Origin of the sequence: Streptomyces sp. 1222.5 (assembly GCF_900105245.1) — a bacterium.
Classification (GTDB): domain Bacteria; phylum Actinomycetota; class Actinomycetes; order Streptomycetales; family Streptomycetaceae; genus Streptomyces; species Streptomyces albidocamelliae.
Map to the genome: position 1 here is coordinate 8,632,054 of NZ_FNSZ01000001.1, position 21,872 is coordinate 8,653,925.

Consider the following 21,872-nt stretch of genomic DNA (forward strand, 5'->3'; position numbering starts at 1 on the left):
CGCGTGCGATGGATCCGGAGCAGACCGTCGAGTGCGCGCGTCGTCAGTGTGCTCGCGCATCGCCGGCTGTACGTCTTGGACGGTTCGCTACAGCGCGCATCGCAGACGCGGGGCAGCCCGACACACCGCGGCATGCAGACCCGCGGAGCGAGGACCGGGCCCGAGAGGCTGTTCAGGCGTACGCCCCGAAGCTGCTCGCCCGATGGGCAGCGAGTGTCCGGCGGTGCGGCTGGCACTCGCCGGCCCTGCCATGGCATCTCCTACTGCCCGCACTCTGCCCGCCCCGCTTCCACGACCTCACGGCTTCGTCGAGCGACACCCGCGGGGCACCGACATCGGCGACCACGTGCCGTTCGTCCTGGTCCGGGCGGCAGGGGACCGCGATCAGACCCTCGCCTGCTGGACCGGGTCGGTACGGGTCTTCGACGGCGGTCACACCCTGGTCGTTGACGTGACCGTGCGCGGGAGCCTGAGACCCGGAACGACCAGCGGCAATGACAAACTACCCGTCCTCCTAGGACGCGTTCGACGGCAGGCTGCTCAGGTCCAGGACGTCGGCCGCCGCCGGGGGCTGGATGTCCAAGCGGTCGTTGAAACCGCTGAACCTCCTGACGGTGCGATGGTGAGGATCTCGGTAGTCGATCCGCAGCAGGTACGGTTTGCCCTCGGCGGCTATGTAGAAGGTGTAGACGCCTCCTTCGGCCACCCCCTCTGTCACGTTCACAGAAACAACGGGCTTGCCGTCGAGCTCGGTCACGTCGCCCGTCGTGGCCTTGCCCTCGGCGAACGACGAGAACGGCCACGCGCAGTCGACGAGGTCGTCCGCTCCCTTCGCCGCGCTCGCGGGGCTCTTCAGCCAGGGCTTGTGCCGCATCGCGGGGACCGTCGTCCGCCCCCACAACTCGAGGTAAGCGCCGTTGGGATGGATGTAGTCCGTCTCACCGATCCGGATCTGCTCCATCGTGGCACCCTGGGACCAGGCCGCCTTCATCCTGCACCTGTGCGCAAGATCGGTCGTCACGCGGCTCGCATAGCGTCTGCTGCCGTCAGTGGAGGAGACGTCCGTGGTGAAGGTCACCGACGTGAGCGTCTTCATGGTGCGGTCTGTCTCGTTGAGCAACTGGTCGGCGGAGCGTATCTCGGCGGTGCGTGTGTGCGCGCTGCTGCCGGCGTCCGCACAGCCGACCGCGACTGCACCTACGAACAGGCACAGCGCAGCAGTGCTCGCTTTCGTTCCCACAATCCCCCCACTCAGGCGTCGAGCGGCACACGGTACTGCAATGACGATCACTTCCCACCCCCCCGATGTCCCCGCTGACGCGCCGCCGGTGCCTGCGCGGCCACCATGAGCAAAAGTCCGAGCACTTCGCCCGGCCCAGACCGGTATCGCCGCCGTCCTCATCGGTCGCCGGCGGCTATGCCCCCGCAAGCGGCTATGGATCCACGCACGGAGCACGGGCGTCTGGCCGCCCGAACGCCAACACCGGCCACCCACCCGCTGACAACCAACTGCCTCGTCACCGACAGGGCAGCGGCGCCTGCGTCATCCGAGCTTCCGCAGTGCCTCGGCGGTGTTGGCCCGGTACGTCCGCAGCGCCTGCAGCCCGGCGGCGTAACGGTGGCGGTGCCGCGTGATGTCCGCAGCCTGCTTCTGCGCCCGTACGGAGTGCCAGAGCTCCGCTGTGTGGTGGCGGCGCTTGCACGTGACGTCCGCCACGGCGGTGGCCCGCTCCCGCTGAGTGTGCCGGGTGTTGCCGTCGCTGCCCCGGTGCCAGGCGTCGTCCGTGTACGCCGCGATGGGGTCGCGATAGCGGGTGAATCCTTGTTCTGCCACACAGCGGGACCATTCGTCCCAGGCCGCGCGGAGGCGCGGGTCACGCTTCACCGCCTTGTCGACCTCGATCGCCCGTGTGCTGGCGTAGAGCCAGTCCCGCGTGACGTCGATGCCACGCATCAGCCGCCGGCTCGCCTCGTCGTTGCAGGCGGGAAGGTCCGCATACTCGGCGTTGGTCATCCGGCGGCCTTTCGGCCGGGGGACCAGGGGCTTCGCCGGGTCCCAGCCGTAGCCCCAGCGGCGGGCGGCGGCGAGATCCAGGGCGCCGTAGTCGGTGCTGACCGCGGTGGCGACGACGGGGTCGCTGGGGTAGCGGGGGTCGAGCGGGAAGTCCTGGTGGCCGCGTTCCGCCATGCACCGCTGGGTCAGCAACGCCGACGCCCGCTGCGATTGCTGGTAGTCCTGCGGCGTGAAGTCGTATTGGTCGGCCGGGAGGGGGCCCAGGTCCGACGCAGAGTCGATGTTCTCCGGGCGTTCCGGACCGGAGGCGCAGATCCCCGCCAGCACCGCCACCGCTGCCACGGCACCCCGCCGCCACCCCCGTCTCGTCATGCGACGGAATGCTAGCGGGCGGGGTGCGGCGGTCGACCGGGGCCCTGCGGCACATCGACACTCGCCGCAAGTCCCAGGGGCATTCCCACTCTTTGTGCCGTCTCAAGCCAACTCATGGCAATAAAGGGCTCGTCCGCCGGTGAGCTGCTGTGTCTCGCTGCCACGTGGGCAGCGGGGCCGAAGTGAGATCGGGGCGCGAGCAGCACGGCTCCTGTCCTGAACCCCTCAGGTCTGGCGACAGTGGCCATTCGGCCACTCCAGGCGGGCCGGACCGGGCTTGAGCGCTGTGGCCACGCCGGACAGGGCGCGCCACAGCCACTCGGCACCGGCTGTGTCGGGGTGCTGACGGATCTCTCCAACGCCCCTGAGGAGGGCTCCTACGGCGCTGTTACTGCTGTGGCGGACCACTACCCACGAGCCGTCCTGGGCCGGTAATCGGAGGAGGGGGAAGGCGCCGTCGCGTGTGCGCACAGCAGCCACGCTGGGGTGCCCGCGAACGGTCGATCGCGCCCTCGACCGGGTGGACCAGGACAGAAGCCTCCGGCCCAGGCGGACATCACTCGCGCACCTCACCGCACCGCAGCCCTCGGCCCGCAGAGTGTGACGCGGGATGCCGAGGATAACCTCCCTGGTGGTGCGGTCATATCCCGGGCCGTGGTGTCCTGTGCGGTGGTGCGCAGCAGGCGGCGGACCAAGGTCATGGACTGGCGGGCTCGGTCGGCAATGTCCTCCGCGGACATGCCGTGCTCGCGCAGCCGGACAGCCCACGGCGCGGCCACATGGGGTGGAACGGCGTGCGAACAGACCGCGGGCGGTCTTGATCGCGCCGGCGGCGGGCACGCAGCGCTGCCTGACGGCACTTCCGCGGCTCGGCCGGGCCGGCTGTGCACAAAACCCGCTGACCGAGGTGACCCGATCGGATCGTTCTCGCCGCCCAGGAGTATCCCGATGTCGACGGCACCATCACTAGGCTCTGCCGCTGGCTCGCCCAGGGACTCCCAGGCCGCGCTTTACCTTTGCTGCCTGGGCACGTCTGTGATGGTCCCTTCATGGGCCACTTCTGAGGCAGACGGTGAGGTCGCGGGGAACAGGTGGTCTTCGAAGGCTTCCAGGCCGAACAGCATGAGCAGGACTGCTACCGGTAGGAGCAGGGCTATGACGACCATGACGCCTCCCGATGCTTGATGATCACAGGCAGGTGACGGCAGGCTCTTCGATCCAGACTGGGCCGAACGGGGGAATACCGCACGTCCGACCGACGGTGCGTAGGCCGTTCGGGTGAATGACGGCGCAGGCTGCGACGCGTCGGGGCTCGTGTCAGTGGAGCCGGGGTCCGACGGCGGTATGCGAGGTCTTCGCTATTGCCGTGGGGTGGATCGCCAGTCGGGGATGTCCTCGAGCTGGACGTCGTACCGGTCCTGCACGGGGAGGAGCGAGGTGAACTGGACTCCCTCGATCGGGCAGAGCGCCCTCTCTGGACATGTTCGAACGGGCAGTCGATGCGGACATCGAGTACGGCGTCCTGCGTCCGTGATCCTCAACGGTTCCCGGGTGCCGTGCAGCCGCACCTGTCCTCACCTGAGCGCTTCGGGCCGCAGGAACAGGAACTGCGGCGGCGGCCGAGCCACCAAGTCCCCGCCGCGAGCGCGGCGAGGACGACGGCGACGCCGGGCAGCCAGCCCACCATCGCCCCCGCGCCCGCCGCGACGACGCCCGCCGCGATCAGGACCGGCAACGCGCAGCACGCAACGCAGGCCAGAGCGGCCAAGCCGCCCAGGGCTTTCGGCGCCCGGTGGTGGCGAAGGTCAGCAGCAGGGTCCGGCATGACGGTTCTCCTCGGCGAGGTCGGTGAAGGGGATGGGACAGCAGGAACTTTCGGCGCAGAGAGTCAGGTCGTCGCAGCCTGCTTCGACGGCCGCGGCCAGGGCGGCGCGGATGGTGGTGAGGTCGGCGATCTTCGCGTCGACCTCGGCGATCTTCGCCTGCGCACCCTCCTGGAGCCCCACGACGAGACGGCCGTGCCGGTGACGGCCCGCCTCCAGCAGCTCGGAGACCTCCTCCAGCGTGAACCCGAGCCGCTGCGCCGCCTTGATCACCCGCAGCGCCGTCACCGCCTCCTCGCCGTAGAGGCGGTGGCCCCCGGTGCTGCGTTCCGGCTCGGCCAGCAGGCCGCGCCGCTCGTAGTAGCGCAGGGTCTGGATGTTCACCCCGGCCGCCTCGGCGACCTGCCCGCTGCGCAGCCCCGCGCTCACCGCTGCTCTCCGGCGGCGGTTCGCACAGCCAGGGCCTGAAGGGCCGCGACGTGCTCCTGGTCCACCGCGATGTCCAGGCCGATCAGGTTGTCTCCCGAGGCGACGGTGAAGGCGAAGAACGAGCAGCAGCCGCCCTCCCGCTCCACCAGGTCCCGCACCCGCTCCTCGATGCCGGGTCCGCCCGTCAGGTCCAGGTGCAGCCGTAGCGGTCCGGGCCGCGACAGCGAGATCAGCCGCTCGGCGAACAGTTCGTCCCACTCCGCGACCCGCAGGGACCGTTCCTCGGTGGGCAGCGTGCAGGACTGCGGCACCCACGCCAGATCGCTCATCGTGCTCACTCCCGTCGTCATGTCCCCAGGAGGGGACGCCTCCGACGGTAAACCTGTACCTAGGTACCGATTGCAAGTCCCGGTCAAACGGAGAACGCCGAGGACCTCGTCACCGGCCGGCCCTCCGGCGGCAAACCATCGAACGATGGCAGATGGCAGGACGGAGTGCTTCCCTCGGCACATGGACGGCTGGTCCTCACCAGAAGTGAGTGCCTGCCCCTCCCTTGAAGGGCCCCTGCACCTCGCCCGTGATCCAGCCACCGTAGAAGTCGCCTTCCTGAGCCCGCACCGCTTCCCCTGCGACCGTGCACGAGTCGACGCGGCTCGGATAGAACGCGAAGCGCCCACTGAGGACGCCGTACGGGGCACGGGGCTGCGGGTAGCTCCACACCGCCCGAGTACGGACCTGGTCCTCCAGAATGAGATCCCAGTACACGGCCGTCCCCTTCCATTCGCACAGGGTCCGCCCGGAAGCAGCCTTCAGCAGATCCGTACGCACATCAGCGGCGGGTATGTAGAAGACGGGCGGATGGCTGGTCTCCAGCACCCGCACCGCTCGACCGGTGTCAGCCACCCTCTCGCCCCAGCACTCGACGGTGACACGTCGGTCGTCCTCCTGGATCGCGGGCGGGCGCGGGTAGTCCCAGACGGACTCGGAGGGCCGCGAACGCGGACTGGACATCTTGCCACCTCGGCATCTTGGAGGCAGGCGCCGACCGCACGGATGTCCCCGCGGTCGACGGCGGCAACGGGCCGGCCGGCTGTTGCATCTGTTTCCGATGGTGGCGGGACGACGGTTGCACGGCCGCATAAATAGGGCGGCGCACGGCGCACGACATCAGGGCGGTGACCAGCACGACTGGGCCGCCTTCCCCGCTGGAGATGCGACTACAGGTTGGCTCTCGCGGCTCGCAGTCGGCGCAGCATGCGCGGGTCCTCGAAGCCGACTGCACGGGCGGCAGCGGTGACCGTCGCGCCGTGACTGATGAGGTGCTCGGCACGCTCGAGACGGAGGGCCTGCTGATAGCGCAGGGGAGTGAGGCCGCCGGTGGCACGGGTGAAGAGGCGGGTGAGGGTCCGTTCGCTCACGCCCACGGCCACCGCCAGAGCAGGCAGCCGCAACGGCTGATCGAAGTGGGCGTCCAGAAGGTCCTGGACGCGGTGCACCGTGTCGTCGAGGTGGGACCGGTACCGCAGCATGGCGCTGGCCTGCGGTTCGTGGCCGTTGCGCCGCGCGTAGACGACCATGTCCCGGGCCACCTTGGCGGCGACGGCGGGACCGTGCCAGGTGGCGATCAGGTGGAGCGCCAGGTCGATGCCGCTGGCGATGCCGGCCGAGGTGACCACCCGGTCGTCAGCGGTGTACAGGACATCGCGGATGACCATCGCCCTGGGGTAGCGGCGCGCGAGTTCGTCCTGCACATCGTGGTGGGTGGTGCAGCGTCGGCCGTCGAGCAGGCCGGCGCGGCCGAGCGCTTCGGCTCCCGCACAGACGCTGGCAACGGTCCCGCCCCGCGCATGGTGGTCCCGGAGCAACTGCAGGGCGGCCGCCCCGACTACAGGACTGTCGGCCAGGGCGAGCGCCCGCCAGCCCGGCACCACGATCAGGTCCTCGGGGCCGAGGTCGGGCCAGTCGACCCGGGCCACCAGAGGCAGGCCCTGAGCCGTGGGGATCAGCGGCTGCTCGGCGACGTAGCTGATGGTGTGGGGGTGCCCGAAGTCGGCGGCCGTGGAGAAGGCCTGCGCGGGGCCTGCAAGGTCCAGCAGGTGGACTCCGGGCACCAGAAGAAAGGCAATGTGGCTCACGATCCGGTCATCATGCCCGAAGCTCGCTCGCCGCCTCCAGCTGCCCGACGGTGGCGATGGTGGCAAAGCGACCGGCAAGGGCGTACTCGGTGCGCCTGATGATCTCCTCGGCGCTGAGGGTGCGGGGGTCCGACAGTAGTTCGGTGACGCTCTGATCGGCGGCAGCATCGGGGTGCGCAAGGGGATTGGTCGCGGTGGCATCGATGACGAAGGTGACCTGGTGTCCGAGATCACTCGCCACGCGGGTGGTGGTCTCCACACACTGTTCGGTGCGGATCCCGCAGACAGTGAGCTCGCGGATGCCACGCGCGGTCAGAAGTTGCTGCAGGTTGGTGGTGGTGAAGGCGTTGTGCGAAGTCTTGTGGATCAACGGTTCCGTGTCCCGGCGCTCCAGCTCTTCCATCAGCCGGACGTGGCCCAGGGCAGGGTCGAAGACGTCGCCGCTGCCGGGCTCGGAATGCAGCACCCACACGATCAGGTCTCCGGCGTCGCGAGCGAGCCGGACCAGTCGGTTCACCTGGTCGGCGATCTTCGGGTTGGAGATGGTCTCCCACAGCGGGCGGGCGCGGAAGGACTCCTGGACATCGATGACGATCAGTGCTCGGGTCATGCCCCCAAGCCTGACCGGCACAGCCGCAGCGGCAACAGGCCTCATCGGGTCCGAGAGCGGACCGATCCGGTCACCGCTGGAACCGACGCAGCACCGTGCAAGTCGCCCCGGCGGCGCTCCGGCCCTTCACCGTCGGGCGCAGGGGGCGCGCGATCACAGGTGGTTCACTGCAACCGATCGTGATTCCCGCGCAGAACGACTTTTGGGCGCGAGTGGGCTCCAGTGAAGGCGGCGCCGCGGCCGGCGACTCGCCGTGGCTGTGGCACCCGTGGCGCCGGCAGTGCGGTCCGGGCCCTCGTGGGGATGGGGGCAGTGAGTAGGCGGTTCCCATCTCCGCAAGAGCCAAGGCAGGGCTAGGGCCCCGGACCGCATGTGTGGCCGGGGCCCTCGTGGTTTCCTTCGTCAGGCGGTGCTGCCTGTCTGAGCCCGGCGGGTGGCCGGTTGATGACGAGGGGCATGGGCCGCTGACCGCCTCGGAGTTGACGCACTGGTACACACCACGTGATCATGCCGGGGCCGTCGCCATGCGCGGAGGGTGAATCGCATCCATCACGCGTCCCGGATGGGCAGGCACTCCGACACGCTTTCAGAGGAAGACGCGCGCCACCTCCAGCCACTTCTGAGCATCCTCGCCGGTCGCCGTCATGTCGGTCTCGGACCAGGGGCGACGCCGGGTGAGACACAGGCAGAAGTCGTTGGCGCCGCCCTGTACCCGTTGCGCGGCATCCTCGGGGCCCCATACCCAGGTCTCTCCGTCAGGTGCTGTCAGCTCGACGCGGAAGGGGTCCGCCGGCTCAGGCAGACCGACGGCGGCGAAGGACAGCGCCCGTCCCAACACCCCCAGCGACGCCACGTGCTGCAGTCGATCCGTCGGGCGGTGCGCCACGCCCACAGCATCGAAGACGTCCTGCCCGTGTGCCCAGGTTTCCATCAGACGAAGGGGCGTCATCAGAGCCGGGGTCACCTTCGACATGTACCAGGGGAATGCGTGGTCCCATGGCGTCTCGCGCAGGGCTGCCGCCAGTTCCGCTCGACCGGTCCGCCACTCGTCCAGGAGCACCGGCCGCGGTTTGGCCGCTCCCGCGGCGGCGGCCTTGTCTGCGTAGCCGCTGCCTTCGTCTTCCGCCCGCTTGAGCTCGGCGCCGAACGCGTCCGGGGTGCGTAAGGCGCTGAGTGTGTTCGCGTCCGACCACGCGAGGTGGGCTATCTGGTGGGCGATCGTCCAGCCCGGCGCCGGTGTCGGTACGGACCAGTCGTCCACGGCCCTGACCAGGGCGTCGAGCTCATCGCCCTCAGCCACCAGCGCGGACAGGACACCAGCGTCATCTCCATCGGGGACGGCGAGGTTGTAGTTCAACATGGGCGCCATGGTGCCGCTCCTTCCTGACCGCCGGCGGAGACGAAGTGCGCGGCAGACGCCGATGTCGCCGACCGACAGGCTTTCAGCCAGGTGGTGCTCACTGTCAGTTTCCGGTTGGTGGTTGGGCGGGCGGGGGAGTGCCGCGGTCCTGCGAACCGTCGAAGACCGGCGGTGGAGGGGAGGGGCAAGCGCGCCGCTCACCATCCATGCCCCGCCCTGCAGTCGCTCCACCGGTCGAGGACTGGACTGGATCACAGCCGGGTGGCCAGCCATATGGTCACGGCCGCGGCAACGGTGAGCCCGGCGTTGAGTGCGATCCGGCGGTCCTCGCCAATCAGATGGACGGTGATCGCGCCGGCCTGCAGAAGCACGAAGCCGATGGCCGCGGCCGGCGCCAGCAAGGGAGCGATGCCGGTCAGCGGCGGCAGGATCAGGCCGGTCGCACCGAGTATCTCGACCGTCCCCAGCGCCCTGACGGCTGGCAGGGGTATGTGGTCGACCCAGGCCATCATCGGTCGGAGTTGATCGCGGCTGCGGATCACCTTCAGCGTGCCTGCGTAGAGGTAGAAGAGGGCGAGCAGCCCGGCGACGATCCAGTAGGCGATGTTCATCGTTCCCGTTCATGGGCCACCGGTTCGCGGGGACCCGTGTCGATTGCGTCTGCTAGCCGATCAGCAGACGAGCCCTGGTGGGTGGGCAGAAGAGTGGCCGTGCCGTGGCGTGCCGTCGGCTTCAGGCGGGGTCGGTGGCGGGCTCGGTCGCGTAGCGGCTCATCGCGGCGATGTTGGCCTGCGGCGTCAGCGGCCGGCCGCCGGAAAGTACTTCCTGGAGGTCCCGGAAGTACTGCACGTACAGGTCAGGGGTGAAGGTGCTGAGCATGACGGCGGGTTGGTCGGTCAGGTTGGCGAAGGTGTGCGGGGCACCGGGCGGAACCATGACCAGCGTGCCCGTGCCGGCGTCGTACTCCTCGTCCCCGACGGTGAACCGCACGGTGCCGGAGATGACGTAGAAGCCCTCGTCGTGTCGGCCGTGGCGATGCTGCGGCGGTCCCTGAGTGTGCGGGGCGAGGACGGACTCGGCGATCGCGAGGCGGTGCCCGGTGTGGCTGCCGTCCTCCAGAACCCGCATGCGCGTGGCACCGAGAACGATCATCTCGCCGTCGCCGGGACCCACCACCGATACGGCGGGGTCGGCCTGCGGCTCGCTGGTCTTCGCTTCATCGGTCATGCTCACGAGTTCACCGCCGGGTCCCCAGGACTGTCCAGGACCTGTCTCGCAGCGCCGATACCTCGTGGGTATCGTTGCAGCGTGGAGCTACGGACCTTGCGCTACTTCGTGACGGTCGCCGAAGAACTCCACTTCGGCCGGGCCGCTACGCGACTGCATATGAGTCAGCCGCCGCTGAGCCGGGCGATCAAGCAGTTGGAGGCCGAGGTCGGGGCCCTGCTCTTCGCTCGCTCGCCCACCGGCGTCACGCTCACTCCGGTGGGCTCCGTGTTGCTCGACGAGGCGCGGGCCCTCCTCGACCATGCCGACCGCGTCCGTGTGCGCGTGAGCGCGGCGGCCGGCGTCGCGCCCCTCACCGTCGGCATCCTGGGTGACGGCACCGACCGGGGAGTGGCCAGGCTGGCCGCCGCCTACCGCCGAGACCACCCCGGCATCGACGTCCGCATCCGCGACACCGATCTGACCGATCCGACGTGCGGGCTGCGTGCCGGACTGGTCGACGTCGCGCTGACCAGGGCGCCGTTCGACGAGACTGCCCTGACGGTGCGTGTGCTGCGGACCGACCCGGTCGGCGTGGTCCTGCGCGCCGACGATCCGCTGGCGCGCCGCGACGAGCTGCGGCTGGCCGAGTTGAGCGACCGCCGCTGGTTCCAGTTCCCGCAGGGCACCGACCCCATCTGGCAGTCGTACTGGAACGGTGGGAGGCCGCGCGAGGGCCCAGTGGTGCGCGCCGTTCAGGAATGCCTGCAGGCCGTGCTGTGGAACGGCACGGTCGGCCTGGCCCCGCTCGGACACGACCTGCCCACAGAGCTGGCCGTGGTGCCGCTGATCGACATGCCGCCGAGCCGAGTGGTGGCGGTGTGGAACGAGGGGGACACGAACCCGTTGATCCGATCCTTCATCGAGAGCGCGACAACCGCGTACCGTCACTGAGTACGGGCGATCGGCGCTGCCACAACTCGTGAATCGAATGCGGCGGCTCCCGGAACCGCCTCCCAATGCGGTGAACAGCTGCTGTTTCTTCTCGGGCTCTGGCCCAACTTCGTTGAAGCGGCCGCGTTGAGTGACCGATGGGGCGCTGCGTGACCCTGAGTCAGAACGGTGGGTCTTCGGAATAGCCGTCTGTCCCGTCGGCCGCCCCCAGGAGTTACGTTCCGTCGGGGACTGCCGTGAAGGCCACCTGTGCCCAGGAGCCCTGAACGGTGCCGGCATGCAGACTGTGGTCGGGGCCGTGGCAAGTCCTTTGCAGCGTGCAGTCGCTGCGACCGGTGCCTCGAAGAGCGAAACTACGCAGAGATCATCTTTTGGCCACGGCTTGGCCGACTCCCCGCTAGCCTGCTCCACCTGATCTCAGTGAGAGCAGCATGCATCTGACCGCCGACAAAGGGAGTGCCACCGGATGTCCTACACGCCTGCAGGCCGGTACACGCATGTCGCAGTGCCCGCCGACATCCTGGCCACGGCCCTGTACGCCCTCGGCCGTCACGAGGCGGCCGAGATCGAGAGCAGAGCGGACGGACTCCGTCCCGGCGCCGCTGTATGCGCGGCAGTGGCGTGGCTGTGGGAGAACGGGCAGTACGACCAGGTTGCCAACCTGGTCGGCACGCTCTGTGCTGTTCTGCGTGGGCAGCGAATACCCGGGGGCGTCGGACAGATCACGCATGACGCGGTGATTACAGCGTTCGGTGCAGAGCTCGCCCAGCTCGCCCTCACGCCCGAGGGCGGGTGGGCGCCCCTCGCCGCGTTTCTCCATGAGGAGATTCCGCGCGGCTTCTGACTGTGACTGCGGGCGGGGCGGTGCCGTGGTGGGCGTCGAGGAGGTCGGTGCGGCTTCCTGCCGGAGTCTCGCGCTGCTCGGTGGCATGTTGTGCTGGGGTTCGGGGTCTTGGCCGCTCTCTCACGGGTGTCGACGGAGGGTAGGCTTCCGGCTCGTTGGGGAGGGACAGGGGGGCGGGCGTGCGTGGTTTTGAGGAATGCCGGCGCAGGGCTGTGGTGGCAGTCGTGGTGCTGGCCACCGCGTTCTCGGCGGCCGGGTGCGGCACGGGCTCCGAGCCGGACGGTCCTCGGAGCACCGGCATGGCCGGCACCCGCCTCCCGTCGGAGGGCCATCAGGACGATCTCACCTGGGAGTTCGCGCACATCGCGGACTTCGACGGTGACCTCACCGATGTCGCCGCCCTGGCCGAGGACGACATCTGGGCCGTCGGTTTCGAGAGGGACAACGCGGTCGACCCCCAACTGCTGCACTACGACGGGAAGCGGTGGCAACGCGAGCCGCTTCCCGATGCTCTCGGCCCCACCGACTACTCACCCGTGATCGACGAGGTCGGCGAGGACGTCCTGTGGATGCGCCCGCGCACCGACCGAGTGGGCACCGGTGTGAACCGCTGGGCACAGTGGGACGGCACCCGCTGGTCCGCGGTGCCGAACCCGCCTCCGGGCAAGCCAGGGCCTCTTGACGCAGCGGACCCGGACAACATCTGGGCCCTCGTCGACGAGCAGACCGCGTTGCATTGGGACGGATCCCGCTGGACGACGACCCGGCTGCCGTACCGCGCGTCCGACCTCGCGGTGGCCGGGCCGGACGACGTCTGGGCGGTCGGCGGCCGATCCACCGGGCCGGGCACCCGGCTGAACTACGGCGAACGGTACGGCCAGCCCGCCTCGATGCACTGGGACGGCACTTCCTGGAAGCCGGTCATGACCCCGCAGGTGCGGTTCGAGGACCCTGTACCGCCGGAGCCGAGCGCCGGACTGGGCCAGGTCTTCGTCCTCGACAGCGGTGAGGTACGCGCCTACGGCGTCAACAGCTTCAACCACGGCGAGGTCGACCCCGAACCCGTGGACGAACCCATCCGGCTGCGCTGGAACGGCTCGAAGTGGGTGGATCAGGAGCCGGCTCCCGGTGGTTGCGCTCTACGCACCCCGGTGGGCCAGGACGACAAGGGCCTGTTCCTGAACGGCAACTGGTACCTGACCGACGACAGCCGGTGCCTCAAGATCAAACGCCATCGCCTGCCCCTGTCGACCGGTGCGGGCAAGGGTTCGCACCAGTCGCTGTGGTTGACGGAGATCCACCGGATTCCAGGCACCGACGAGTGGCTGGGCGCCGGACAGGTCGAGGTCAACCAGAGCGGAAACCCCTTCGACGCCCCCGTGGTCGTACGTCTGAAGCGCGGCGGGTGACCGCTCTTGCCTCATGGGAGCAAGGCGCGTTCCGCTCCGTCCCGGCGTCTACGCTGACTCACGGGGAGGTGGGCAGGGGTATCAAACCTCATCGAAAGGATCGGCGCAGCATGCTCAGCACACGGCTGGAGGGGTAGCCGGCGGGACGAGGGCCGCGGGCCTGCAACCCGGGCTGGGGTGTGCCCCGCCGGCCCAATACTCCGGTACGACTCCGTGATGCAACTAGGCGTCGAGGTAGTGGTAGTCCCCATCCGGGAGGCCGATCACCAGGCCGCCGTTGTGGACCCTCCACTCGCTCATGCCGTCGACGTCATGGCTGACCAGAAACAGGCCCCGGGGCCTCTCGTCGTACTCGTCATCCAGGTAGGAGGCCGGGATCTGGGCGATCTGACGCAGCCTCTCCTCGAACCAGTCGAGGGATACGGCGCGTATGTCGCCCCCGTAGAAGGCCCACCTGACGGCGTTGTACTGCCGAGCGGCGAAGGCCCAGCCCCCGCTGTAGGTACGTTCCGGATCGTCAGCTTCCACGATCTCCTTGATCCGGGTCAGCTGTTCGTCGTCACACTGCAGCCAGCCCCTGACCGAGACCATGGTTCCCACGGCGGTTGCTCCTCATTCCTTCGGCGCGCTGCCCTGGCGCATGGTTCCTGTGCGCTTGCACGCCAGGGGCGATCTGCTCGATCGCACAAAGGGATTGACGGGTGGATCAGTTGGCCGCCGCTGTGTAGCTACCGCCACTCGCGATAGGAGCTAGCACGGCATGGGGCGTCTGCCGACGCCTCTAGTGCCGTACGGGGAGCGTGATCACATAAGTTGTGGCTCCTCGATGATGCACGAGAAGGAGCGCCAGTGGGCGACAACTCTCAGGTGGCAGCGCTCGCAAAGGTTCTGCCGACGACGCACGGCGTCGGCGCAGACATCTACTGTTGACTGACCACGGCCGACGATCCCGACGGATGGCCCGTGCTCGTCTGCGGTCGGCACACGAATCCCACCTTCCAGGTCCACCCTTTCGGGATGGTGGGATTCTTACGCAGATTGCTCACCGACGATGACTTCCAGGAAGAGACGATCAGTGTCGTCCTTCCGGAGGGGCACTCTTTTGTCAACTGGCGTGAGGAGAAGCGTCGCTTGGAGGCGGGCCTGAGCCCTTCCACGGGCGAACCCTGGGCTTAGTCGCCTCAGAGGTCTCGACGGAGCGGCGGGCGGCGGCAATCGCTCGCACCGGCAAAGATCACTCGGGTAGTGACGCCAACAGCGGCGCCTGCCGGATCGACGAGGTGACGGGCGGCCTCCTCGACGTCGCAAGCGGCCAGGACACCCATTCCCGGCGCCGCGGGCGGTCAGCGGGGTTCGCAGTCTCGGCGCTTCCGCCGAACAGCGACCCCACGTACGGGGACCACGAAGTGCTGACGAAGACCAAGGTGCGGCCCTTAAGAGCACCTAACAGAAAGCCTGGTCGTAGCCATATCCCCTTCCCGGCTGAGTCTGCGGTGCTGCGGGAGGCGCTCGGGCCCGAGCTGTACGAGGCCGTACTGGCCGTCCGCCGCGCGGAGGCGGAGCTGTTCGCGATGTTCACCGACGCGGACGTCATCGAGGCCGTCCGCCGGCGGTGTTGACTGGCTACTCCTCGGGCTCCCAGGCGATCAGCTGCTCGAACACCTGCTGGTCGCCCTGGATCTTCAGGTCGCTCAGCGTGAGGCGGCCCCAGACGAAGAGGAGCAGCTGCTCGGCCGTGCCCGTGGCGGAAGCGGAGGCGGGCGCGGCGTCGTCCGTGAGGGGTGCGGGCCAGGCGCCTGTGCCGTCCAGCGCGAGGAGCCAGGAGCGGCCCTCGGTGGCGTGGTAATGGATGGTGGCAGCCTCGTGCGGCCAGGCCGCCGGGGTGGAGTTGCAGGTGTCGAGAAACTCGGCCACGCCGTCGATCGCGACGTCCGCCGGCATCGGCTGCACGGCGCCTGCGGCGAGCTGGGCGTCGTAGGTGTGCACCAGCACCTCGTGCACCCGGCGCCGGGCAACGCCCCAGGCATTCGCCGGCGACACGCCGGCGCTCCACCACGCCCAGCACTCGCGCTCCGGGCCAGCCTCGCGTAGCGCACTCAGCAGCAGCTCGTTCGACTCGGCGTACCAGGCCAGCAGCGCCTCGAGCTCGCGCGGCGCCTCCGCGGCATCCTTGGCCGGCGGAGCCTGGGCCGGGCCCGCGGTGACGATCGCGGCCCACCAGCGCTGGCCCGTACCCAGGTGCTGCACCAGATCGAACAGCGTCCACTCGGGGCAGGACGGCACCGGCGCGTCAAGGCTGGGCGCGGCGGCAACCGCACTCCGGAACGCGGCCGACCGCTCGTCGATCAGTTGCAGCAGGACGGAATACTCAAGACTCTCTGTCACATCGCTTACCTATCACCCCAGCTCAGCCGACCGCACCCTATTTTCCAGGCCGTCAGGTGCGGGAGTTGAGCACCTAATGGAAAGCCTGGTCGGAGGCATATCCCCTTCCTGGCCGGCTCGTTGAACGAGTCGTGGGGGAGGGGGAACGGTCCTCCGTGGAGGGTGCCGGATGACCTGCGGGGCCGGATCGAGCCGTTGCTGCCGGTCAGGCAGCGGCGTCCGCGCCGTCCCGGCCTGCTGCCACTGGACGACCAAGGCCGGTCGGGGCGGCCCAAAACCGGGCCGAGCCCGGTCGACCGTGCCCGGCCCGGCTCGAAGCACCACGTCATCACCGACGCAGGCAGCACCCCGCTCGCCATCACCCTGACCGGTGGCGGCCTGACACGGGCAGATGGTCGCCGACGGCCCCGACCACCGCCGGACCTGGCCGTTTCCGTCGCCGTTGTCGGCCTCCGTCTTTCGCACGGTCGGCGGGGCGCATGCCGGCCGGTGCGGTGGTTGCGGCGTGCTTGAGTGCGTCGATGAAGGCGTCGAGTGCGGGTTGTGGGGGTGTAGTTTCTCGGGTGGCTGCTTCGATGGTGCGTGTGGGCGCGGGGTCGTGTACCGGTCGTACGACGACGTCGGGGTGTGGGCTGCCGAGGCCGAGGCGGGGGATGAGGCTTACGCCGAGGCCCGCGGCGACGAATCCCTGGGCGGTGACGTAGTCCTCGCTGTGGACGGCGAAGCGGGGGCGGAAGCCGGCTGCCGCGCATGCGTCGAGCTGGGCGTCGAGGCAGGGGCCGGGCCATTCGCTTCCTACGAACGTTTCGTCGGCCAGGTCCTTCAATCGCACGCTGCGCCGCCCGGCGAGGCGGTGTCCGCGTGGCAGGACGGCGAGGTAGGGGTCGTCGAGCAGGTGCAGCAGCCGGAGATCGCTGTCCGGCCGCCCGGCTCTTGTCACCAGCAGGGCCAGGTCGGCCTGTCCTTGGCGTACTTCGGTCAGTGCGTCCTCGGGGTCGGCGGTGAGTTTGAGGTCGATGCGGACGCCGGAATGGGCGGTGCGCAGGCGTGCCACGGCCGGTGCCACCAGGTGTGCGCCCGCGGTGGCGAAGTAGCGCACTGCGAGCTGCCCGGTCCGTCCGGCGAGCAGGTCGGCGAGTGCCGCCTCGGCCTCGGCGACCTGTCGTGCGAGGGTGTCCGCGTGCTCGGCGAGCAGGACGGCGGCCGGCGTGGGCCGCACGCCCCGTCCGACCCGCTCGAGCAGTACGGTTCCGGCTTCCTTCTCCAGGGTGGCGATCTGCTGGCTGACGGCGGACGGCGTGTATCCCAGCACCGCGGCCGCGCCCGTCACGGAGCCGTTGTGGACGACCGCCCGCAGTACCTGCATCCGTCGCACATCAAGCATGCAGCCCAGCTTAACGAACCATCAAAAACATTTCACTTGTCCTCATTGGTCGGGTGGGTGACCGTAGTTGCATGCCCCTCGCCTCCACGCTCCGTATGGCCGCGCTCGCCCTTTTCTGGGGTTCCGGCTTCCTCTGGATCAAGCTGGCCCTGACCCACGGCCTGACTCCCGCTCAGATCACCATCGCCCGGTGTGTCCTGGGCACGGCCGTCCTGCTGTTGTTGGCCCGCCGGGCAGGTCAGCGCCTGCCTGGGTCCGGGGCCCAGTGGCGGCGTCTGGTGGTGGCTGCGTTGTTCTGTAACGCGCTGCCTTTCGCTCTGTTCGCTCTGGGGGAGCGGCACCTCGAGTCGGGCATCGCGGGTGTTCTGAACGCTACGACGCCTTTGTGGTCCTTCCTCATCGGGATTGCTGTGGGTACGGATCGGGCGGTGCCTTTTGCACGTCTGGTGGGTCTCGTATTGGGGTTCGCGGGTACGGTCGTGATTTTCGCGCCCTGGCGTCACGCGGGTCTGGTGAGCTGGCCTGCCCTGTATCTGTTGGCGGCGGCGGCCAGTTACGCGGTGGCGTTCGCCTATATGGCCCGGTATCTGACGGCTGGGAAGTCGCCCATGGCCATGGCGGCGGCGCAGATGCTCACCGCCACGGCCTGGAGTGCGCTGGCTCTTCCGGTGGCCGGCCCCCTGAGGCCGGATGTCACCGGGCTGTTGGCGGTCGCCGCGTTGGGTGTTCTTGGCACGGGCGTGACGTTCTACCTCAATTGCCGGCTGATCGCGGACGAGGGCCCTACAGCGGCGGCGACTGTGGGCTATCTGCTTCCGGTCGTGTCGGTCGCGCTGGGCGCGGTGGTCCTGGACGAGCACATCGGCGCACGGGTGCTCGCGGGTATGGCGGTGGTGTTGGTGGGGGTGGGGCTGACCCGGCGCAGGCGGGCCTCGTCTGTTGAGGCGTTGGGGGGTGTGCGGGTTTGTGGGGGTGGGGGTGTGGGGCCGGCCTCGGTGTCCCGGTGTGTGGGGTAGGGGTTGTCGTTGGGGTCTGCTGCCGGGGGTGTGCGGTGTGTGCGGTGTGTGGGCACGGTGAGGTGGCCTGGTGTCTGTCGTTGCTTGGTTGTTGTGGGGGTGGTTCTCGGCCGTCCGTGTGACCGTGGGGATCGGCGTGTGCCGGGGCCGGGGCCGGGGGGTGTCCGGTCGGGCGGCCGTGTGGTGTCCGAGGGGGGGGCACTGGCTGTTTTGGGTGCGGGCGGGTGCTGGGGTTTGCCTGTTCGGCTGGGTTGTGGTGAGGGCGGTTTTGGGTCGGTGCCGGGCGTGGTCGCGGGCCGGTGCGGTCTTTTGGGTCTGCGGGGTGGTGCGGTGCCGGCCGGTGGCGGTGCGGTGGTGGTGGGTGGGGGCTGGGGCTGGGGTGGGGGGGCGGGTGGGTGCCCCGCGGAGGGTGTCTCCGCGGGGCTGGGTGGGTTTGTTGTGCTGGTCAGCCCTGGGTGCCGCCCTGGGTGTTGCCGTTACCGCCGCCCTGGGTGCCTCCCTGGGTGTTGCCGTTGCCGCCGCCCTGGGTGCCGCCCTGGGTGTTGCCGTTGCCGCCGCCCTGGGTGCCTCCCTGCGTGTTCCCGTTTCCGTTGCCCTGGGTGCCGCCCTGGGTGTTGCCGTTTCCGCCGCCCTGCGTACCGCCCTGGGTGTTGCCTCGGCCGTTGCCCTGGGTGCCTCCCTGGGTGTTGCCGTTGCCGCCGCCCTGGGTGCCGCCCTGGGTGTTGCCGTTGCCGCCGCCCTGCGTACCGCCCTGGGTGTTGCCTCGGCCGTTGCCCTGGGTGCCGCCTTGGGTGTTTCCGCCCTTCATGTTGTTGTTCTGGTGGTGGCTGGATGAGTGTGCGGCCGCGTGGTGCTGCATCATGGGTGCGGCTTCGGCGCTGGCCACGCCGATCGTTCCGGCGGCGAGGGCGGCGATGCAGGAGATGCCGGCGATGCGGGCCATGTGACGTCGAGCGTTGAGCATGAGAGATCCTCGTGTTTTCTGTGTTTTTGGGTGGATGCAGTTCCTGTCCGGCGACTGCGTGTCTTCATTTCAGCTTTTGGGGTGGCTGGTGTTCGTCCGCTGGTCGGTGGACCGGCCGGTTGACGCCGGCTGTCGGCTCACCGTTTGAGCGCACCGTCATCCGGGACCTGTCCGCCTCGCTGGGCAGCCTCGATGTCCCGTGAGGGAGCACTCCTGCACCCCTGGTCCGGCCCTGGCCGGGGTCGCTGCGGGCCCGTCCTGGCGGTTGGGTCGCCGTGGTGTTCTGCGGCAGGCTGTGGTGTCCCGGCCCGTCGCGGGCTGCCCGCGCGTTCCTGCCGCTCTGTGTGTTCACCGGTGTCCGTGGGCTTGAGGCTCCCGCTTTGCCGTCCCGCCCTCGTGTCGCCGTACGGGTCCGGTTGCCTGGCGTTTGCGGCGGGCTGCGGCGCCTCGCCCGTCCCCGGCTGCCGTGTGCCCCTCACTTGCCGCGCTGACCGGCCTTCACAGCCCACAGTCCCGCACAGCCCGCAGTCCCGCACAGCCTGCAGTCCCGCACAGCCCGCAGTCCCGCACAGCCTGCAGTCCCGCACAGCCCGCAGTCCCGCACAGCCCGCAGTCCCGCACAGCCTGCAGTCCCGCACAGCCTGCAGTCCCGCACAGCCTGCAGTCCCGCACAGCCTGCAGTCCCGCACAGCCTGCAGTCCCGCACAGCCTGCAGTCCCGCGGAGCCTGCAGTCCGGCGGAGCCTGCAGTCCGGCGGAGCCTGCAGTCCGGCGGAGCCTGCAGTCCGGCGGAGCCCGTGCTTTTGCACTCTCCGGCTTCGTCTGCGGTCGTGTCGTCCTGCTGGTCTGGTCGCCGTGTGTGCGGCGGGCTGTGGCGCCCCGTGCCTTACGTGTCCCGGGCTGTTCGGGGTGGCTGCTTTCCCGGTATGCCCGGTGCCGTCGGCCTGTGAGTGTGTGTTTTGGTGCCTGCGGCTGTGCTGTGGCCGCCTTCGCTGTTCGCGTCGTCCGGCCTGGTGGGGTCACTGCGTGTTCTTGGCAGGCTGTGGTGCTTCCTGCCCGTCGGGTCGGCCCGCGTACTCCTGGTGCTCGCTGTGCTTGCTGGCGGTGACGGCTCGCGAGGCGGCATGTGGCCGGCCCTGGCCCCGGTCCCGGGCTGCGGTCGCTGCGGCCCCGTCCTGCCGCTGGTGTCGGCCCCGTGGGGGGGGCAGGCCGCGGACGTTCCCTGTGCGCGGGGGGGGGGCTGGTCGGCCCGGCTGCTTGCCGTGCTGCCGTGCTGCCGTCTCGCCGGCCGTTGAGGGACCCGCGCGCCCGGGCTCGTGGGGGCCTGGTGCCGGCGGCATGGTTCTCCTGCGTTGTCCTGCTGTGCGGGTGCTGCCGTCGTGCCTTCTCCGCGGTCTGCGCCCCCGGTGGTCTGCGCCCCCGGTGGTCTGCGCCCCCGGTGGTCTGCGCCCCCGGTGGTCTGCGCCCCCGGTGGTCTGCGGCCCCGGTGGTCTGCGCCTCCCGTGGGGGGATCCGGCTGTCCGGGCGCGTCATGTGCCGGGGGAGGGGGTGACGCGTCCGCCCGGTGGCGAGAGGGTCCCCGGGGGTCCCTGCCCGTGGTGCGGGGCCGTCTCCTGGCGTCCGCCGTGGTGCGGGACCTGTGCGATCAGCAGACGTGCGCAGCTCGAACTTGGTGCTTTGGGCACGGCGTCGAAATGGTGTCTGTCGGGCCCGGTGCCCGATGTCCGTCTTTGGGGTCCGTCCATGGTGGGGGATCGTTCCCGGCTGTGGCGGCTGTGGTGGTGCACCTGGGGGTGGCGGGGGATGCCGCGGCTTGCCCGTCCTATCGAGTTTCGATAGATTTCGGTTGTCATTCGTGAGGAGGGTGGGGTTGTGGGCAGGCTGATGGTGGGGGCGTTGCGGGCTGTGCTGGTGGTGGTGTTCGCGGGCACGGTGTTCGTGCAGGTGTCGATGGTGTGGGTGGTGGCCAGTGGGAGTGATCCGGAGGGCGGGTCGCCGGCGCTGGCCTGGCTGCGGGTGTTCACGGCCGTGGGCATGGTGGCGGTGCAGGTTGCTGTGGTCTGTGTGGGGCGGCTGGTGGGGATGGTGCGGCGGGAGACGGTGTTCTCTCACGCCGCGTTCCGGTATGTGGACGCGTTGACCGGTGCGATCGTGGCGGCTGCTGTGGTGTGGTTCGCGGTGACGGCCGTGAACGCGCCGGGGCAGCGGGACGATCCGGGGGTCACTGTCATCATGGGCGGCGTGGGGGTGGCTGTGCTGGGGGTGGCGCTGATCGTGCGTGTGCTGCGGATGCTCCTCGTGCAGGCTGTTGCCCGTGATGGGGAAGCGGCGCGGATGCAGGCGGAGTTGGACGAGGTGATCTGATGCCGATCGCCGTGGACATCGATGTGATGCTGGCCCGGCGGAAGATGTCGGTGGGCGAGCTCGCGGAGCGTGTGGGGATCACGCCGGCGAATCTGGCGGTGCTGAAGAACGGCCGGGCCAGGGCGGTGCGTTTCACCACGCTCGCCGCGCTGTGTGAGGTGCTGCAGTGCCAGCCGGGCGATCTGCTGCGCTGGGAGGCCGAGGACACCGCGGACCCCGCGGGCACCGAGCGCACCGTGGGCGCCGTGGGCGCCGTGGGCGCCGTGGGCGCCGCGGGCGCCGTGGGCACCGAGGGCGCCGTGGGCACCGAGGGCGCCGCGGGCGCCGAGGAGGCAGCAGGGGCTGTGGGGGGATGATGCGTGCCTGCGGGCGCGTTTTCGCCGTGTCGTGCCCGCCGTCGGCGTGCCTGGTGCGTGTGCGGGGGCGGTATCCGGCGACGGTGGCCGTATACCGGTGCGTGCACCGGTTGCGGCCGGGCCGGCACGGTCACGCATGAGGGGTGTGGGGTGAGCAACGGGGCCGGGCGGTCGGCGCATGCGGTGAGCCGGTCCAGCTGTGGTCCGCTGCGGGCCCCACGGGACCTGTGACGGCGGCCCCGGAACGC

20 protein-coding genes and 2 pseudogenes are annotated in these 21,872 nt (G+C 69.8%); 8 read left to right on the forward strand and 14 right to left on the reverse strand.

The window, feature by feature from the left end:
- Window positions 1-514 precede the first annotated feature (514 nt).
- The 10 genes from BLW57_RS39365 to BLW57_RS39415 all read right to left on the reverse strand — a co-directional run bounded on the left by BLW57_RS39365 (window position 515) and on the right by BLW57_RS39415 (window position 9,970).
- Window positions 515-1,291 (reverse strand): hypothetical protein, encoded by a 777-nt coding sequence (locus BLW57_RS39365; protein ID WP_143051661.1) that lies wholly within the window; start codon window positions 1,289-1,291, stop codon window positions 515-517.
- 252 nt (window positions 1,292-1,543) lie between these two features.
- On the reverse strand, window positions 1,544-2,386 hold the full coding sequence (locus BLW57_RS39370) for a hypothetical protein (protein WP_256339771.1): 843 nt from the start codon (window positions 2,384-2,386) through the stop codon (window positions 1,544-1,546).
- Window positions 2,387-4,191: 1,805 nt separating this feature from the next.
- Complete coding sequence (locus BLW57_RS39380) at window positions 4,192-4,638, reverse strand: MerR family transcriptional regulator (RefSeq protein ID WP_093480402.1); 447 nt, start codon at window positions 4,636-4,638, stop codon at window positions 4,192-4,194.
- Window positions 4,635-4,967, reverse strand: coding sequence for a hypothetical protein (locus BLW57_RS39385; RefSeq protein WP_093480403.1), 333 nt, complete (start codon window positions 4,965-4,967; stop codon window positions 4,635-4,637). Before BLW57_RS39385 ends, BLW57_RS39380 begins: the two co-directional genes overlap by 4 nt.
- A 196-nt stretch (window positions 4,968-5,163) precedes the next feature.
- Window positions 5,164-5,649, reverse strand: coding sequence for a DUF427 domain-containing protein (locus BLW57_RS39390; RefSeq protein WP_093480404.1), 486 nt, complete (start codon window positions 5,647-5,649; stop codon window positions 5,164-5,166).
- Between the two features lie 206 nt (window positions 5,650-5,855).
- Complete coding sequence (locus tag BLW57_RS39395) at window positions 5,856-6,773, reverse strand: GlxA family transcriptional regulator (RefSeq protein WP_093480405.1); 918 nt, start codon at window positions 6,771-6,773, stop codon at window positions 5,856-5,858.
- Between the two features lie 10 nt (window positions 6,774-6,783).
- Window positions 6,784-7,383 carry an isochorismatase family protein gene (locus BLW57_RS39400; RefSeq protein WP_093480406.1) on the reverse strand — a complete coding sequence of 200 codons (600 nt, stop codon included), beginning with the start codon at window positions 7,381-7,383 and terminating at the stop codon, window positions 6,784-6,786.
- 586 nt (window positions 7,384-7,969) lie between these two features.
- On the reverse strand, window positions 7,970-8,743 hold the full coding sequence (locus BLW57_RS39405) for a TIGR03084 family metal-binding protein (RefSeq protein WP_176985888.1): 774 nt from the start codon (window positions 8,741-8,743) through the stop codon (window positions 7,970-7,972).
- Between the two features lie 251 nt (window positions 8,744-8,994).
- Entirely contained in the window at window positions 8,995-9,354 is a 360-nt protein-coding gene (locus BLW57_RS39410; RefSeq protein WP_093480408.1) for a DoxX family protein, read from the reverse strand.
- A 121-nt stretch (window positions 9,355-9,475) separates the two neighbouring features.
- Complete coding sequence (locus BLW57_RS39415) at window positions 9,476-9,970, reverse strand: cupin domain-containing protein (protein ID WP_176985889.1); 495 nt, start codon at window positions 9,968-9,970, stop codon at window positions 9,476-9,478.
- Between the two features lie 81 nt (window positions 9,971-10,051).
- Here BLW57_RS39415 and BLW57_RS39420 point away from each other — a divergent pair, with 81 nt between their 5' ends.
- The 3 genes from BLW57_RS39420 (at window position 10,052) to BLW57_RS41725 (ending at window position 13,156) form a co-directional block, all read left to right on the forward strand.
- Window positions 10,052-10,903 (forward strand): LysR family transcriptional regulator, encoded by an 852-nt coding sequence (locus BLW57_RS39420; protein ID WP_256339772.1) that lies wholly within the window; start codon window positions 10,052-10,054, stop codon window positions 10,901-10,903.
- A 466-nt stretch (window positions 10,904-11,369) separates the two neighbouring features.
- Window positions 11,370-11,747, forward strand: coding sequence for a hypothetical protein (locus tag BLW57_RS39425; protein ID WP_093480411.1), 378 nt, complete (start codon window positions 11,370-11,372; stop codon window positions 11,745-11,747).
- A gap of 224 nt (window positions 11,748-11,971) precedes the next feature.
- On the forward strand, window positions 11,972-13,156 hold the full coding sequence (locus tag BLW57_RS41725) for a hypothetical protein (protein WP_176985890.1): 1,185 nt from the start codon (window positions 11,972-11,974) through the stop codon (window positions 13,154-13,156).
- 222 nt (window positions 13,157-13,378) lie between these two features.
- On the opposite strand, the gene BLW57_RS39435 is transcribed toward BLW57_RS41725, so the two are convergent.
- Window positions 13,379-13,747: a hypothetical protein gene (locus BLW57_RS39435; RefSeq protein ID WP_256339878.1), complete on the reverse strand. Its 369-nt coding sequence runs from the start codon at window positions 13,745-13,747 to the stop codon at window positions 13,379-13,381.
- Between the two features lie 902 nt (window positions 13,748-14,649).
- On the opposite strand from BLW57_RS39435, the gene BLW57_RS42810 reads away from it, so the two are divergent.
- Window positions 14,650-14,775 (forward strand): hypothetical protein, encoded by a 126-nt coding sequence (locus BLW57_RS42810; protein ID WP_256339773.1) that lies wholly within the window; start codon window positions 14,650-14,652, stop codon window positions 14,773-14,775.
- Window positions 14,776-14,779: 4 nt separating this feature from the next.
- On the opposite strand, the gene BLW57_RS39445 is transcribed toward BLW57_RS42810, so the two are convergent.
- Complete coding sequence (locus tag BLW57_RS39445; protein WP_093480415.1) at window positions 14,780-15,541, reverse strand: maleylpyruvate isomerase family mycothiol-dependent enzyme; 762 nt, start codon at window positions 15,539-15,541, stop codon at window positions 14,780-14,782.
- A gap of 120 nt (window positions 15,542-15,661) precedes the next feature.
- On the opposite strand from BLW57_RS39445, the pseudogene BLW57_RS42815 reads away from it, so the two are divergent.
- A pseudogene (locus BLW57_RS42815) lies at window positions 15,662-15,916 on the forward strand (IS5/IS1182 family transposase); the annotation flags it as partial.
- Here BLW57_RS42815 and BLW57_RS39450 read toward each other — a convergent pair.
- Complete coding sequence (locus BLW57_RS39450; protein WP_176985891.1) at window positions 15,900-16,925, reverse strand: LysR family transcriptional regulator; 1,026 nt, start codon at window positions 16,923-16,925, stop codon at window positions 15,900-15,902. The pseudogene BLW57_RS42815 and the gene BLW57_RS39450 sit on opposite strands and share 17 nt — an antisense overlap.
- A 95-nt stretch (window positions 16,926-17,020) precedes the next feature.
- On the opposite strand from BLW57_RS39450, the gene BLW57_RS39455 reads away from it, so the two are divergent.
- Window positions 17,021-17,941, forward strand: coding sequence for a DMT family transporter (locus tag BLW57_RS39455; RefSeq protein ID WP_256339774.1), 921 nt, complete (start codon window positions 17,021-17,023; stop codon window positions 17,939-17,941).
- Window positions 17,942-18,386: 445 nt separating this feature from the next.
- Here BLW57_RS39455 and BLW57_RS39460 read toward each other — a convergent pair whose 3' ends face one another.
- Entirely contained in the window at window positions 18,387-18,905 is a 519-nt protein-coding gene (locus BLW57_RS39460; RefSeq protein WP_143051557.1) for a hypothetical protein, read from the reverse strand.
- Window positions 18,906-20,776: 1,871 nt separating this feature from the next.
- On the opposite strand from BLW57_RS39460, the gene BLW57_RS39465 reads away from it, so the two are divergent.
- Both BLW57_RS39465 and BLW57_RS39470 read left to right on the forward strand, forming a co-directional pair.
- On the forward strand, window positions 20,777-21,268 hold the full coding sequence (locus BLW57_RS39465; protein ID WP_093471427.1) for a DUF2975 domain-containing protein: 492 nt from the start codon (window positions 20,777-20,779) through the stop codon (window positions 21,266-21,268).
- Window positions 21,268-21,486: pseudogene (locus BLW57_RS39470) on the forward strand (helix-turn-helix domain-containing protein); the annotation flags it as partial. The gene BLW57_RS39465 and the pseudogene BLW57_RS39470, both read left to right, overlap by 1 nt.
- Window positions 21,487-21,872 lie beyond the last annotated feature (386 nt).

Excerpts from the sequence above, each read along its gene's own strand:
- BLW57_RS39435 (WP_256339878.1), bottom strand. The coding sequence starts at position 13,747 with ATGGTCTCGGTCAGGGGCTGGCTGCAGTGTGACGACGAACAGCTGACC.
- BLW57_RS39425 (WP_093480411.1), top strand. The coding sequence starts at position 11,370 with ATGTCCTACACGCCTGCAGGCCGGTACACGCATGTCGCAGTGCCCGCC.
- BLW57_RS39410 (WP_093480408.1), bottom strand. The coding sequence starts at position 9,354 with ATGAACATCGCCTACTGGATCGTCGCCGGGCTGCTCGCCCTCTTCTAC.
- BLW57_RS39415 (WP_176985889.1), bottom strand. The coding sequence starts at position 9,970 with ATGACCGATGAAGCGAAGACCAGCGAGCCGCAGGCCGACCCCGCCGTA.
- BLW57_RS39385 (WP_093480403.1), bottom strand. The coding sequence starts at position 4,967 with ATGAGCGATCTGGCGTGGGTGCCGCAGTCCTGCACGCTGCCCACCGAG.
- BLW57_RS39450 (WP_176985891.1), bottom strand. The coding sequence starts at position 16,925 with ATGCTTGATGTGCGACGGATGCAGGTACTGCGGGCGGTCGTCCACAAC.
- BLW57_RS39405 (WP_176985888.1), bottom strand. The coding sequence starts at position 8,743 with ATGTTGAACTACAACCTCGCCGTCCCCGATGGAGATGACGCTGGTGTC.
- BLW57_RS39400 (WP_093480406.1), bottom strand. The coding sequence starts at position 7,383 with ATGACCCGAGCACTGATCGTCATCGATGTCCAGGAGTCCTTCCGCGCC.
- BLW57_RS39460 (WP_143051557.1), bottom strand. The coding sequence starts at position 18,905 with ATGCTCAACGCTCGACGTCACATGGCCCGCATCGCCGGCATCTCCTGC.
- BLW57_RS39390 (WP_093480404.1), bottom strand. The coding sequence starts at position 5,649 with ATGTCCAGTCCGCGTTCGCGGCCCTCCGAGTCCGTCTGGGACTACCCG.
- BLW57_RS39455 (WP_256339774.1), top strand. The coding sequence starts at position 17,021 with ATGGCCGCGCTCGCCCTTTTCTGGGGTTCCGGCTTCCTCTGGATCAAG.
- BLW57_RS39370 (WP_256339771.1), bottom strand. The coding sequence starts at position 2,386 with ATGACGAGACGGGGGTGGCGGCGGGGTGCCGTGGCAGCGGTGGCGGTG.